The sequence below is a fragment of the Coprococcus sp. TF11-13 genome, assembly GCF_003481085.1.
GTDB classification, from domain to species: domain Bacteria; phylum Bacillota; class Clostridia; order Lachnospirales; family Lachnospiraceae; genus Coprococcus; species Coprococcus aceti.
The window spans coordinates 145106-157074 of the sequence record NZ_QUKK01000005.1 but is presented as its reverse complement, the minus strand read 5'-3'; the positions used below and the strand labels follow the sequence as shown (position 1 = coordinate 157074).

Below are 11969 nucleotides of genomic sequence, written 5' to 3'. Positions count from 1 at the left end.
TTACAACCCCCTTTTCTGTTTTAACACAGGCTTCACTCCAAAGACCTTTCTGAACAGTTCAGTCTTGGTCTTGAACACCCCTGCCTCAAGCGTAATATCATTCAGTGTATCTACCGTCATCGTGAGCACGTAGTCCTTGAAGCTGAACTTCATATCACTTATCTTCTGCCTGTGGCTCTTGTCAAGGACATCCGCAAGTCTCAGTATGGATGCCAGCTTGGCGACCTTCATGTAATCCGCAGTCATCAGCGATACCTGTGCCTTTGTCTGTGAAGGGAGATAATACTCGTTGAACTTCACAATATTTGCAATCTCCTCCCTCTCCTTGTGGGACAGTCCAAGTATCTCCGTGGACATGATTATGTGATAGGACATCATGGTGCCCTCGTTCATATTTACAAATTTGCCACAACTGTGGAGCATGGCTGCGATCTGGAGCTGCAGTCTCTCTCTCCTTCCGAGTCCGTGGACGCTCTTGAAGGAATCAAATATATCCAGTGCGTTCTGCGTCACATTCTGTGTGTGCTTCCTGTTGACCTTATATTTCTTGGCTATGCTGTTTGCCGATGCAATGATATCCTCGTCGAAATTCTTATTCAGCAGAAGAGTTCCGTTCTTATCCATATAATCGGCAACTATTCCGTCACAGAACGTAACATCCGGCGTGATGATATCCTCCGCCCTTGAGTTGTCGAGGAATGACTGGTAAATGATCGCCATCGGAAGCATCAGTGTCGCCCTCTCGTATGGCACACCGTATTTTTCTGAAAGGACCTCCGGGGTGGTCTCAACTACCTTGTGATAAAGCACGCGGAACTGATCTCTTGTGATCTTGTCTGTGATATTCAGCTCCGGTCCGACCTTCTTCAGATTTGCGATTCCGTCTCCTATGGCTATTATGCTCTTGATGTCCTTATCGTTTATAAAGAGGTTCCTGAACTCCTCTATGAAGTTCGATACGAACTCCTCCATGATATTCTCCAGAGCCACCGTGTCTGCGCCGTATTTTGCCAGATAATCCCTTATTCTCACGGCTCCTATAGGAAGGTTCTGTGTCTGGATCAGATTCTGCTTGTCAAATATAGATATCTGAAGACTTCCCGCTCCTATGTCCAGAAGCGCCCTGTTCTTCGTGTCGGCATCCTCAAACTTCGACTTTGCCGCATACGCCTTGTAGTTCATGAATCTCTGCTCCGAGTTGCTGAGCACTGAGACATCGATGCCTGTATGCTGCTTTATCCTCTCAAGGACCATGACTGAATTCTCCGCCTCACGCACAGCGGACGATGCATACGCCTTGTATTCACGCACATCGTATTCCCTCATCTTCCTTCGGAATTTGTTGAGGATCTCACATACCTTCATTATGGAATCCTCGGTTATCCTGCCACTGTTGTAGGTATCACTTCCGAGCTCAACTGTGCTGTTGACGTAATCGATCTCCCTCGCCCCTTTTTTGGGAGTTATCTCATACACCTTCATTGACAGCTCGTTAGAACCTACATCGATGGCTGCAAATACCTTACTTGCCATATCTACCCCACCTTTCATGTTACTTATCAGTATGTTCCAATTATCTTGAAATCCATAGAATCCTTATTTATATGGTCCAGCGCATCTATCGTCGCCGGATCCATGAGACTTCCCTCAAGAGTTATGAAGAATGAATATTCCCATTTTCTTCCCCTGAGAGGCCTCGACTCAATGCTTGTCATATTGAGCCCGTTATGTTTTATATGTCCAAGTATACTGTAAAGGGTTCCACTCTCATGTGGCAGTGCAAAGCATACGGATATATTTCCCGCACTCTTCACATACTCCTTTTTCTTTGACAGTATGATAAATCTCGTTGTGTTGTTCTCATTGTTGACTATATCGTCCTTGAGTATCTCAAGTCCGTATATATCTGCGGCAAGAGCGCTCGCTATGGCAGCCTGGGTAATATCACCTTCATCCCTGACCTTCACCGCACCCACTGCAGTGTTCGCAACCGGGCACTGTGCGTATCCGGCTCTGTTTAGGAATTCACTGCACTGCAGAAGCCCCTGCGGATGGGAATATACAGTCTGTATATCAGAAAGCTTTGAGCCCGGAACTCCCATGAGCATATGTGCCACCTTGACCTCGTCTCCGCCCACGATGGTCAGGCCGCTGCTGCCAACCATATCATATATACCACTCACAAATCCGGCAGAGGAATTCTCTATGGGCAGGACTCCGTAATCAGCCTTGCCGCTCTTCACCGTCTCTATGACATCCTCAAATTTTGCAACATTTACATTCTTTATATCCTTGCCAAAATAGTCATGCATAGCCTGATGACTGTAAGCCCCCGGAACACCCTGGTATACAACCACCGTGTCTTTATCGACCTTCAGATGATCCACGGGCACAAACCCGCTCACCACATCAGAGCTTATATGTGCCAGCGCAATATCTCTGCCCTCAACACACGCTCTGTCGATAATCTCATTCTTTCTGGTGATAAGCTGCTGTATCTGCTCCTCCAGACTGTTTATCTCTTCCAATGTATTCATTCTATCTATCCTTCCACTTGAAGTGTCAATTTTGTCACTGTTTGTCCAGCCCGGCACGAAGCTCGGATATTGTCTTGCCAAGCAGCGGGTGCCTCTTGTATCCCGCTATCGCGGACAACGGTTCAAGTACAAAATCTCTCTTGTGCATCTCCACGTGTGGTATGTGAAGATCCTCACTGTCATACACGACATCATCATAAAGCAGGATATCGATATCCAGAGTTCTCGGTCCCCAGTGGATCAGCCTCTCTCTTCCCGCCGCTTTCTCTATTCCATTCACCAGTCTCAGCAGTTCCTCAGGAGTCCTGAGCGTCTCTATCTCCAGACAGCCGTTCAGGAAATCGTCCTGCTCAACGCCGCCATACGGCTCGGTCTCTATAAAATCTGATACTCTTGTCACCTTGGTGTATTTATCCTTGTTCAGCTCATCTATGGCCATGTCCAGATATGATTCCCTGTCGCCGATATTTGACCCAAGTCCAAGATATGCTGTGTGCTTTTTTCTGCTTATGGACACGGACACTGTATCTACATGTACCATGACCGGAGCCCACGGCTTCTTCACCGTCACATTTACCCCTCTCACATCATCGTAAGTGAGAAGTATCATGTCTGCTATCTCCTCAGCCACAGTCTCTATCAATTTATAATTTCTGTTCTTCATGACCTTCTGTATGCCATCGCACACGCTGCCATAGTTCACAGATTTTCTTATATCATCACTTCTGCCGGCCTCCTGGGTCGACACCTGCATGGATACGTCCACCACGAACTTCTGTCCAAGGACATTCTCCTCCCTGTACACTCCGTGATGTGCAAATACCTCAAGTCCTTTTATATTGATACTGTCCATACCGCACCTCCGCTATATTTTATCTGGCACTCAGCATCGCATGCGTCATCTTGAGTGCTCTGTAGTTGCTCTTCACATCGTGTACTCTGAAGAAATCGCAGCCCTTCACAAGCCCAAGCACTGATGTGGCAACTGTTCCCTCCTCGCGCTCGGTCACCGGAAGATCAAGTGTAAGTCCTATCATCGACTTTCTCGACGTTCCGAGGAGTATCGGGAGATCCCATTTGTGGAGCAGCTCCAGATTGTTCATGAGGAGCAGATTCTGATGCAGATCCTTTGCAAATCCTATTCCCGGATCCACCATGATCTTGTCCCTGTCTATGCCTGCTGCCAGAGCCATGTTAACCGACTCATCCAGATCTGATACAACATCAGCCAGATAGTCTGTGTAATCTGTGTTCTCCCTGTTGTGCATAAGACAGCACGCCTTGTCGTACTTCGCTATGACAGCCGCCATCTTCTCATCGTACTTCAGTCCCCATATATCGTTTATGAGATCTGCACCTGCATGTATACCAGCCTCAGCCACCGCAGACTTGTATGTGTCGAGTGATACTGCCACGTCGAAATCTCTCTTTATCGCCTCTATGATCGGTGCGGTCCTCTCTATCTCCTCCTCATCCGATATCTTTGTATATCCAGGTCTTGTGGACTCACCGCCAACATCTATTATCACGTCGTTTCCCTCTGCATACAGGGTGTATAGCCGTGGTCTTGTGGACTCACCGCCAACATCTATTATCACAGCACCCTCAGCTATCATCTTCTCTGTGGTAAACAGAGCTGTGTCCATGGTGTTATGCTGTCCTCCATCCGAAAATGAATCCGGGGTCACATTCAGTATCCCCATCACATAAGGTTCTTTTCCACTCTCAAATGTCTTGTTTCCTATTATCATCCTTTTATCCTCCAGACATTAAATATCCGCACATGACGTGCGACCCCTTGGTATTTCCCTTAATATTTTATCCCTGTATTGCGTGCACTCTCCAGCCAGTAACACTGGTCTGATGCCTCGCAGTCAAAACAGTTTCGAGACAGCTTATCCGCATTATACAACACATATGCCAGTCCTTCCCGCTCAGCACCGTCTGTATTGTGTGAGCCTATGGCATCACATATCTGCTCATTCTCCTGCGTGGAAAATCCGCACTGCTCCAGTATTCTGCCCGCATACTCAACACTCAGCTCATGATGCTTCCTGCCGGTGTCATCAGGATCTGCCCGTCCCACATCGTGAAGAAGTGCCGTGGCATATATGATCTCCCTGTCTATCGCATATCCCTGTTCGATATTCATTATATACGCTATCCTGGCAACATCCAGGCAGTGCTCAAGTCCATGCCGGCAGAATATCCTGTCGGTCTCCTTGTTCCGCACAGTCTCCATGAGACGTCTGTATTCATCGTTGTATATGATCCTGTCCACTCTGTCCATCTCTGTCTGCATCAGCTTTCTATATATCCTCCATGTTCCGCACGGTCTATGATCGGCCCAATAAATGACAGCGAGCCAAATACCATCACCACCGAATCCCGCCTGCCATCAGCCAGCGTCATCGCCTGCCTCACGGCATCGTCCACATCTTCCTGCTCATAGACTTCATCTATATATGTCCCTGCCAGCTTTTTCAGCTCATGCCTTGAAAGTGCTCTCGGGTTATCCGGCTCAACTGCTATGAACGCAGAAGCCCCCGGCATCATGATCCTGAGCATCTGCTCATAGTCTTTGTCCTTGAACACACCACATATATATATGAGGTCTCTTCCGGCAAAATACTCATCTATGTTCTGTCTAAGTGCTCTCCAGCCTCCCGGATTGTGCGCGCCGTCCACATACATTAGAGGTTTGTCCATAAGCTTCTGGAATCTTCCCTTCCAAAACGTCGCTTTAAGCCCTCTCCTTATGTCATCCTCAGTCAGCTCGTATCCAAGCCTCATGAGAACATGTGCGGTCGCAGCCGCTGTGGCACTGTTATATATCTGATATATGCCCGGAACCTGAAGTTCGTATCTCTGTCCGTCATATATATATTCACTTCCACCTACTGACTCTCCGCATATCTCTATATCCTTCTCCCTGATAAGTACCGCCAAGTCCGATATATTATTCTGCTCACATGCCATATCCCACATATCCTCAAGCTCTGAGGCAAGCGGGTACGCCACACATGGGCAGTTCTTTTTCAATATTCCAAGCTTCTGTCTGTATATATCCCTCAGGGTATTCCCGAGGAAATGCATGTGATCCATGCTTATACTTGCTATTATCGTACAGACCGGGTGGCTGCACACATTTGTGGCATCCTCCAGGCCTCCCATTCCGGTCTCAAGCAACAGGAAATCGACCTTTTTGTCGCAGAAATAACAGAACACCACCGCTGTCTCCGTCTCAAACGATGTGGGCCTTCCCCAGCCGTCCGACACCATGTCATCCGCTGCATCTTTCACCGTCTCTAGATATACGGCAAAATCCTCCTCAGACATATATTCCTTATCTATCTGAAATCTCTCAAGATATGTAAATATCGTCGGAGATATATATCTTCCCACACTGTATCCTGCACTCTCAAGTATCTCGTCCAGAAATGCGCATATCGAACCTTTGCCATTTGTTCCTGCTATATGTATAACCGGGACTGCGTCCTGCGGATCGCCCAGCCTTCTCAGCAGCTCCTTTATACTGTCAAGCCCCAGAACGCTTCCCATGGTGTCCGTATATTCTATATAACTTCTTGCCTCTTCATAAGTCATGGCATATATCCGTCCCTTCTCATCTGTGCCTGATAAGTGGTGCATTCTCATCTATAGGCAGCAGCTCATACCCATCATCCCGGAGTCTTTCAATGAGCATCGGCAGTGATTCCACCGTGGTGTGCCTCGACTCAAGATCATGCATCAATATGACCACATCGTCGTGCTGCAGTGCATCATTCATGATATTGTCGACAAGCTGCTCCGGCGTGTAGCTGCCACACACGGCATCATTGTTCAGCGCATTCCAATCATAATATATAAGCCCCTCGGCATTCACATAGTCTATCAGGGTGTTCATATCCACTCTGGATACCGTATTTGAACTGCCACCCGGGAATCTGTAATATACACAATTTACACCTGTTACATCATACAATAAATTTCGCAATTCCTCAATATCTTCGGAGAAATCAGCAAGGCTTCCATATATTTTATCGTAATCATGGGTGTACGAATGAAGCCCCAGTGTATGTCCCCTATCCACTATATCCCGGTAGGCATCATAATAGCTCTTGTCGCGCCCCACGACAAAAAATGTTGCCTTCACATCGTATTTATCAAGGATATCCAGTATCTCCACTGTGTTCCCGGATGGCCCATCGTCAAATGTGAGATACGCCCTCTTCGTTATCTCCGGCTCCGCATTAGACTCCGTTTCGTCCTTCTCCGGCTGCATCTCCCCGGTATCATTTGCCCCATCCACCTCCGATGGTGTGCTCTCATCCGCCCCCAGGACATTTGCCTGCTGCCTGACCGGCCCTCCGGCAGTATAAAAGCCCCACCTCGACTGGCTGATTATGTAATAACAACAGAAAATTATGGCAAGAAATATGGCAACCGCCAGCATAATATACTGCCATCTGTCAGTCACCTCCTGCACATTGTCAATTTTTTTCAAATGATCCTCGCCGCCTATAGCGTTTTTTCTATTATATTATTTTTTATTTTTAATTATGTGTCTATTTTTTATGCCATGAATATTTCTCAGATATACGGAGAATATAAATAGCAAATATTAAAAAAAGGAGAACATGTACAATGAAAAAATACTTTTTACTTGTGACGTGTATGACACTCACCATGATCCTCTTCTGTGGTTGTGGCAATTCAAACGGTGCTTCAAGCACTGGCTCATCTTCAGCAGCCAGCACCCAGACAACATCTGAGGCTCAGAATGGTAACAGCTCTGAGGAAAACAGCACCGACTCATCTGACAAAGGCGTTGTAGGCGGAGCAGCCGACGCTGTAAAGGATGTCGCTGACGGCGTGGCCGACGGTGTAAAGGATGTTGCTGACGGCGTGGGAAACACCGTGTCAGGCATCTTCGGTTCATTTGATGATGCCCAGGACTGGTTCATGGATCAGCTTCCCGCAGGTGACGGAAGATTCGAGGTTGCCAACAGTGACAAGGATCTCACAGAATTTTCCGGTGGAAAAACAGGCTACCACATCGAGCTCCACGACAACAATAAAGAGGGCGACACCAAGGTCGGTGATTTCTATATCGACTCCAGCGATGGCAAGGTGTACAGATCCGATGAGCACGGGAAGACATTTGCAGAGTATGATTTCTCTGATTATAAATAGATGAAATATCCCGCATGAAAAAACAAGCGGCACGGAGGTATCTGAAAACCTCCATGCCGCTTTATTCTATGTTCTTATTCTGCCACATCCGCTGCATCATCAGCTTCAGTAACAGTCACTTGTTCGTCTTCACCCTTCTTGTCTGAGCTCAGCATCTCTCCTGTGAGCGGATTGATCTTGACTCCCATCTCCGACGCAATGAGATTGTACATGTCAAACTCTCTGTCTCTGGCAGCCTTCTTTCTGGCCTTTACGCCCCTGGATCTGACCAGCTCCACTATTCCGAATCCGATCATCAGTATGCCGAAGAATATGAAGCCCGCCATATTTTTTGAAAAAAATGCATGAGCCACACTTATTGCGCCTATTCCGATCATCACGATACCCATAACGAAATTGAACATATATGCTTTACCGCCTTTCACCAATCATCTGTTTACAAACGCATCTATGCCCGCCTTCTCGAGCATTCTGTCGTATTGCTCATACATATATTGGACACTGTTCTCAAGAAGATGATAGTGCAGTATGTATGGAACAAGCAGCACCATGAATGCAAGTGCAAGTATCAGCAGCGATATATTGTCCGTCACTACAAATGTTATACATGTTGCAACCGTCAATACGGCAAACAATACCAGCACTATGAGGTGGATAAGTCTCTCATGCATGAAAAATCCTACCTGCGTGAGATGTCTCTCTGCCTCCCGTGCAAAGTCCACATCATTCCTCTTTAAAAGCTCATCAATATATGCTATATACCGGCGTATCCTCTTTGCCATCTGCCGCATCTTCCTTTCCTGATCCCTGCCGAACCGTCAGGCTAGTTCATCACCTTGTTCATAAAGTGCTCCCACTGTGCGATCACCTTATCATAGTAAAAACTCAGAACATAGGATTCCTCATCCACATCTATTATCATCTGATAGCATTTTCTGTCAGCATTCTCCGAAGACTTGAGCATCTCCTTTGGCTGACCCGAATAAAATACAACCTTGCCCTCAAAGCTCTTCAGCACATCCTCATAGTCCGCCCTGTCCACAGGCTTATCCGGTACTGACTCCTGGAGGACATCGTTCGCATCGTAATACTTATGACCCTCGAGCAGAAATGCCTCGATCTCAGGCTCAGTGAATCTGACCTGCATATCACTGGCATATCTGTCAGTATAGAGCTCATTTGCAGAGTTGTCCTCTCTGACTACCGCGCCGTCAAATTCAAATTCCAGGATTCCCTGCTTCTCCGAATATATACATCTGATCAGAGTCGCATCCCTGAAAGAGAGCGTCTCGATCTCATCTACACTCTTGTACTTCATATCTGTATCTCCAACTAGTCCATTGCCTTCTTGATGGCCGCAAGAAGCTCATCGTATGTCTCAAATGCCTCAAGATCAGGATTGTCCGCCTTGATCTGATCTGTGCTCTTGAACAGGAAGCCTGCCTTGCTCGCATAGATCATTCCCAGATCGTTGTGGCTGTCACCGCTTGCTATAGTGTCGTAGCCGATTGACTGCAGAGCCTTGACTGTTGTGAGCTTCGACTGTGGGCATCTCATCTTGAAGCCTGTGATCTCACCGTCATCTGCAACGATCAGCTCATTACAGAATATTGTAGGGTAACCGAGCTTCTTCATGAGAGGGCCTGCAAACTGTGAAAATGTATCGCTTATGATTATCACCTGTCCTATGGATCTCAGCTCATCCAGAAACTCCTTTGCTCCAGGGATAGGATCTATCTTTGCTATAGTCTCCTGTATCTCCTTGAGTCCAAGTCCGTGCTCCTTAAGTATACCAAGTCTCCAGTTCATGAGCTTATCGTAGTCAGGCTCATCCCTTGTTGTTCTCTTAAGCTCAGGTATTCCGCTTGCCTCCGCAAATGCGATCCAAATCTCAGGCACCAGTACTCCCTCTAAATCAAGACATGTTATATACATATTATATTATCCTCCGTTCTTATAAAAAGTGTGAATTAATGCATGTCATACTCCTCCCGTTTCTGACCACACAAATGCATTATAGCACAGTATCACGCAGACTAACAATCACTACTTTCAGGCATTTGCCCGGACTTCTTCCATCTGTCCAGAGCGTATCCATAATCCCGGATTATCATGTCGAGCTGCACCCTTTCCGTCACTCTCATGTGGCTTCCCTTCAGGTATACTCCGTCCATGAAACCGGTCCGTATCGTCATTCCGCACTCACCTCTCATCGCAGCCGGTCTCTTCACCACACTTGCCCCCGCCGCCTTCTGAAGCTCTTCGTACCTTTCATAATTCTTCTGCCATGCCCTCATATAGGTCTCAACTTTCCTTCCCGGAATATTGACCCTCACTCCACCATAGCGTCCATCCGGCCCCGGGAAGAAATACTCTATCCTGAAGTCATTCTCACTTATTATTAGCGTACCGCCGCTCGCCAGCTCTTCTCTGCATGTTCTTCCCATAACTTATCCTCACACATTCCTGAGACTTTCAAATGTATTGTAAATGTTCAGCAGGCCATATCCCCACTCGGGATTCGGATACTGCCTGATCTCCAAAAGCCCGCCCGAACTTCCCGGTCTCACCGCTCCCCTTATCAGGTAGCCCCTTATCTGGTTGCCGTTTATATTCCTTATCATCTTTCTCCCATACGACCACTCAAGCATGATGGCACTGCAGCCCGCAGTGTACGAAGCCGCCACTGAGGTGCCGCTTCTTATAACCGTCTCCCCGCCGGCTCCTTCTCCCCTTATATTCACTCCGGGAGCGAGAAGATCCGGTTTCACCCTGCCGTCCGCCGTATAGCCTCTGCTGTTGTCGATATACAGATTACCATTTGAGTGATCATATGCGCAAGTGCATATCGCAGTCTCCGCCACCGCCGGGCTCGTTATGGTCACTCCCGGATCACTTGACACAAATCTCGTCCCCGGGGATACAAAGCTGCTTATGGGCAGCCACGCGTTAAAGCTGAGCTCCGTGGTTCCAACACCGTACACCCTTATCCGCCATATACCATTTGCCGGGGTTATAAATCTGAGCATGATGAGCTCCTGCCCAGCAGAATCCTCTACGAGAAAATAGTCGACATATATCATCCCACCTCCAAATATCGGACGGATGATCGAGCTCCTGTCATACCTCGGCGATATCCTCTCTATAAATTCCCCGCCGGGAATCTCTATGGCCACCGAGTAGGTATTGGTGGACTTACCCCATATCTCAAGTGTAAAGCTGTTGTGATCTGCCACATCGATCTCAACGACATCATATGCCCCTGTGACGATCCCGGAATAATGATGTCCTGCTCTCCCCTCGTTGCCACCGGCAGCAGATACCGCAAACCCCTGAAGATCTCCTATGTTGTTTATATATTTGTCCAGCGCTCCCGCCCCCGTATGGCTTCCACTGTTGGTCCCAAGCGTCACGAGTATGCTCATAGGCATGCGCAGCTTTTTCTGCTGCTCAAGCAGATATGCTATCGCTGTCATTATGTCAACCTCACTGTACGCATTTGCATCCGATGGAATACCATAAAAGCTGCGGAGATTCTCCTTTGCCTGCTTTAACTTCACCACCACCAGGTCTGCCGACGGAGCCACACTCACAGCCGTTCCCGCGCAGAAGCTTCCATGCCCGGTGGTATCCGTCAATATCCTTTGTCTCTCATCCACAGCAGCCTGTATCTCCTCCGTGCTATACTCCCTGCCGTAGCCGTATGATGCGTTGTCAGCCTCCTCCACAGTCTGATCCCACGCCGCAAGTATCTTTGTCTTACCCCCATCCCGCACAAATGAACTGCCAAATATATCGATCCCCGTATCAACGATGCCAAGCAGTATCCCCTTTCCGGTGAGTCCGAGTATATTTTCCTGCTGGATATTGATAACCCCTATAGCCTCAAGAGCCCCCACATCGTCCATCAGGCCGTACACTTTTGGGAAAAGATTGTACTCAAGCCTTGAAAAACTCTCCATATACCCGGCCGGAAACGGCTGATATGCCACCGCATATCTGTCGTCTATTATGTTGAGCCCGTATGGCTGATACAGATCCATCAGAGCTTCCCTGTCTCCGTTGTATTCTATTATATATTCCACATAATCCTCTGAGTAAGCAGCATCTGATATCACCGCACATTCCTCCAGGGGCAATCTATATAGTATATGCAGCAAATTCCGAATCTTTACACAAAAATACCGCAGCACGGAAATTTCTCCGGCTGCGGTATGTCTCCATCTGTACATTATA

The 11969-nt window shown here is 47.6% G+C and carries 14 protein-coding genes; 1 reads left to right on the top strand and 13 read right to left on the bottom strand.

Features of this window, described 5'->3' with window-relative positions; genetic code table 11:
• Genes DXD11_RS09880 through DXD11_RS09850 form a run of 7 tightly spaced genes read right to left on the bottom strand, consistent with a single transcriptional unit; the run spans position 1 to position 7044 of the window.
• Complete coding sequence (locus DXD11_RS09880; RefSeq protein WP_015533884.1) at positions 1-1533, bottom strand: Ppx/GppA phosphatase family protein; 1533 nt, start codon at positions 1531-1533, stop codon at positions 1-3.
• A 26-nt stretch (positions 1534-1559) separates the two neighbouring features.
• Positions 1560-2537, bottom strand: coding sequence for a prephenate dehydratase (locus DXD11_RS09875; protein ID WP_118758302.1), 978 nt, complete (start codon positions 2535-2537; stop codon positions 1560-1562).
• A gap of 34 nt (positions 2538-2571) precedes the next feature.
• The gene (gene folK / locus DXD11_RS09870) at positions 2572-3390 is read right to left on the bottom strand and encodes a 2-amino-4-hydroxy-6-hydroxymethyldihydropteridine diphosphokinase (protein WP_118758301.1); all 819 of its coding nucleotides are present in this window, start codon (positions 3388-3390) and stop codon (positions 2572-2574) included.
• A gap of 19 nt (positions 3391-3409) precedes the next feature.
• Entirely contained in the window at positions 3410-4288 is an 879-nt protein-coding gene (gene folP, locus DXD11_RS09865; RefSeq protein WP_118758300.1) for a dihydropteroate synthase, read from the bottom strand.
• Between the two features lie 59 nt (positions 4289-4347).
• On the bottom strand, positions 4348-4839 hold the full coding sequence (locus tag DXD11_RS09860; protein ID WP_118758299.1) for an HD domain-containing protein: 492 nt from the start codon (positions 4837-4839) through the stop codon (positions 4348-4350).
• Positions 4839-6143 (bottom strand): bifunctional folylpolyglutamate synthase/dihydrofolate synthase, encoded by a 1305-nt coding sequence (locus tag DXD11_RS09855; protein ID WP_243105849.1) that lies wholly within the window; start codon positions 6141-6143, stop codon positions 4839-4841. The genes DXD11_RS09860 and DXD11_RS09855 overlap by 1 nt, the downstream gene beginning before the upstream one ends.
• A 19-nt stretch (positions 6144-6162) precedes the next feature.
• On the bottom strand, positions 6163-7044 hold the full coding sequence (locus tag DXD11_RS09850; protein ID WP_243105848.1) for a polysaccharide deacetylase family protein: 882 nt from the start codon (positions 7042-7044) through the stop codon (positions 6163-6165).
• A gap of 140 nt (positions 7045-7184) precedes the next feature.
• On the opposite strand from DXD11_RS09850, the gene DXD11_RS09845 reads away from it, so the two are divergent.
• Positions 7185-7733 (top strand): hypothetical protein, encoded by a 549-nt coding sequence (locus DXD11_RS09845; RefSeq protein ID WP_117549238.1) that lies wholly within the window; start codon positions 7185-7187, stop codon positions 7731-7733.
• Between the two features lie 74 nt (positions 7734-7807).
• Here DXD11_RS09845 and DXD11_RS09840 read toward each other — a convergent pair whose 3' ends face one another.
• The 6 genes from DXD11_RS09840 to DXD11_RS09815 all read right to left on the bottom strand — a co-directional run bounded on the left by DXD11_RS09840 (position 7808) and on the right by DXD11_RS09815 (position 11851).
• Positions 7808-8137 carry a hypothetical protein gene (locus DXD11_RS09840; RefSeq protein WP_055273341.1) on the bottom strand — a complete coding sequence of 110 codons (330 nt, stop codon included), beginning with the start codon at positions 8135-8137 and terminating at the stop codon, positions 7808-7810.
• 24 nt (positions 8138-8161) lie between these two features.
• The gene (locus DXD11_RS09835; protein WP_118758297.1) at positions 8162-8515 is read right to left on the bottom strand and encodes a hypothetical protein; all 354 of its coding nucleotides are present in this window, start codon (positions 8513-8515) and stop codon (positions 8162-8164) included.
• 41 nt (positions 8516-8556) lie between these two features.
• Complete coding sequence (locus tag DXD11_RS09830; protein ID WP_118758296.1) at positions 8557-9051, bottom strand: hypothetical protein; 495 nt, start codon at positions 9049-9051, stop codon at positions 8557-8559.
• Positions 9052-9065: 14 nt separating this feature from the next.
• Positions 9066-9668: a bifunctional phosphoserine phosphatase/homoserine phosphotransferase ThrH gene (gene thrH / locus DXD11_RS09825; RefSeq protein WP_015533894.1), complete on the bottom strand. Its 603-nt coding sequence runs from the start codon at positions 9666-9668 to the stop codon at positions 9066-9068.
• A 101-nt stretch (positions 9669-9769) separates the two neighbouring features.
• Positions 9770-10180, bottom strand: coding sequence for a hypothetical protein (locus DXD11_RS09820; protein WP_015533895.1), 411 nt, complete (start codon positions 10178-10180; stop codon positions 9770-9772).
• Positions 10181-10189: 9 nt separating this feature from the next.
• A complete protein-coding gene (locus tag DXD11_RS09815) occupies positions 10190-11851 on the bottom strand; it encodes a S8 family peptidase (RefSeq protein ID WP_118758295.1) in 1662 nt (553 codons plus the stop codon).
• Positions 11852-11969 lie beyond the last annotated feature (118 nt).

Coding starts and splice junctions, on each gene's coding strand:
- folK (WP_118758301.1), bottom strand. CDS start 3,390: ATGGACAGTATCAATATAAAAGGACTTGAGGTATTTGCACATCACGGA.
- DXD11_RS09880 (WP_015533884.1), bottom strand. CDS start 1,533: ATGGCAAGTAAGGTATTTGCAGCCATCGATGTAGGTTCTAACGAGCTG.
- DXD11_RS09840 (WP_055273341.1), bottom strand. CDS start 8,137: ATGTTCAATTTCGTTATGGGTATCGTGATGATCGGAATAGGCGCAATA.
- DXD11_RS09830 (WP_118758296.1), bottom strand. CDS start 9,051: ATGAAGTACAAGAGTGTAGATGAGATCGAGACGCTCTCTTTCAGGGAT.
- thrH (WP_015533894.1), bottom strand. CDS start 9,668: ATGTATATAACATGTCTTGATTTAGAGGGAGTACTGGTGCCTGAGATT.
- DXD11_RS09875 (WP_118758302.1), bottom strand. CDS start 2,537: ATGAATACATTGGAAGAGATAAACAGTCTGGAGGAGCAGATACAGCAG.
- DXD11_RS09820 (WP_015533895.1), bottom strand. CDS start 10,180: ATGGGAAGAACATGCAGAGAAGAGCTGGCGAGCGGCGGTACGCTAATA.
- DXD11_RS09835 (WP_118758297.1), bottom strand. CDS start 8,515: ATGGCAAAGAGGATACGCCGGTATATAGCATATATTGATGAGCTTTTA.
- DXD11_RS09860 (WP_118758299.1), bottom strand. CDS start 4,839: ATGCAGACAGAGATGGACAGAGTGGACAGGATCATATACAACGATGAA.
- DXD11_RS09845 (WP_117549238.1), top strand. CDS start 7,185: ATGAAAAAATACTTTTTACTTGTGACGTGTATGACACTCACCATGATC.
- folP (WP_118758300.1), bottom strand. CDS start 4,288: ATGATAATAGGAAACAAGACATTTGAGAGTGGAAAAGAACCTTATGTG.
- DXD11_RS09855 (WP_243105849.1), bottom strand. CDS start 6,143: ATGACTTATGAAGAGGCAAGAAGTTATATAGAATATACGGACACCATG.